Source organism: Virgibacillus sp. W0430 (assembly GCF_051846935.1).
GTDB lineage: Bacteria > Bacillota > Bacilli > Bacillales > Amphibacillaceae > JBPYCR01.
Map to the genome: position 1 here is coordinate 1 of NZ_JBPYCS010000058.1, position 1347 is coordinate 1347.

The 1347-nt window shown below is 49.9% G+C and carries 1 rRNA gene; it reads right to left on the bottom strand.

Annotation, left to right across the window (positions count from 1 at the left end):
• Nucleotides 1-1269: ribosomal RNA gene (locus ACLIBH_RS14295) — 23S ribosomal RNA — on the bottom strand; the annotation flags it as partial.
• Between the last annotated feature and the right edge of the window lie 78 nt (nt 1270-1347).

Sequence of the window (1347 nt, forward strand, 5' to 3'; positions counted from 1 at the left end):
TCCTCACGGTCTGACTTCACAGCACTCGGAACGCTCTCCTACCATTGTTCGAAGAACAATCCGCAGCTTCGGTGATACGTTTAGCCCCGGTACATTTTCGGCGCAGAGTCACTCGACCAGTGAGCTATTACGCACTCTTTAAATGGTGGCTGCTTCTAAGCCAACATCCTGGTTGTCTGGGCAACTCCACATCCTTTTCCACTTAACGTATACTTTGGGACCTTAGCTGGCGGTCTGGGTTGTTTCCCTCTCGACGATGAACCTTATCACCCATCGTCTGACTCCCAAAGCAAAGTATCCGGCATTCGGAGTTTGACTGAATTCGGTAACCCGATGAGGGCCCCTAGTCCAATCAGTGCTCTACCTCCGGTACTCGCGCTTTGAGGCTAGCCCTAAAGCTATTTCGGAGAGAACCAGCTATCTCCGTGTTCGATTGGCTTTTCACCCCTACCCACACCTCATCCCCGCATTTTTCAACATACGTGGGTTCGGGCCTCCAGTCAGTGTTACCTGACCTTCACCCTGGACATGGGTAGATCACACGGTTTCGGGTCTACGACCGCATACTATATTCGCCCTATTCAGACTCGCTTTCGCTGCGGCTCCGTGTCTTCCACTTAACCTTGCATACGATCGTAACTCGCCGGTCCATTCTACAAAAGGTACGCCGTCACGCATAAATGCGCTCCGACTACTTGTAAGCGCACGGTTTCAGGTTCTCTTTCACTCCCCTCCCGGGGTGCTTTTCACCTTTCCCTCACGGTACTGGTTCACTATCGGTCACTAGGGAGTATTTAGCCTTGGGAGATGGTCCTCCCGGATTCCGACGGAATTTCACGTGTTCCGCCGTACTCAGGATCCACTTCGGAGAAAACACGCTTTCGACTACAGGGCTCTTACCTTCTGTGGCTGACTTTTCCAAGTCGATTCATCTAACGTATTTCTTTGTAACTCCATGTGAAGTGTCCTACAACCCCAATCGGTAAACCGATTGGTTTGGGCTGATTCCGTTTCGCTCGCCGCTACTTGGGAAATCGCATTTGCTTTCTCTTCCTCCGGGTACTGAGATGTTTCAGTTCCCCGGGTCTGCCTCATGCATCCTATGTATTCAGATACATGTACGATTCCATTACGAATCGTGGGTTTCCCCATTCGGAAATTCCCGGATCAACGTCTACTTACGACTCCCCGAGACATATCGGTGTTAGTCCCGTCCTTCTTCGGCTCCTAGTACCAAGGCATCCACCGTGCGCCCTTATTCACTTAACTAACTTAAATAAGCGTTGACGCTTTACTTTTTGTTGATGTCATTGATTACTCATTCTTATTTAGTTTTCAAGGTACAAA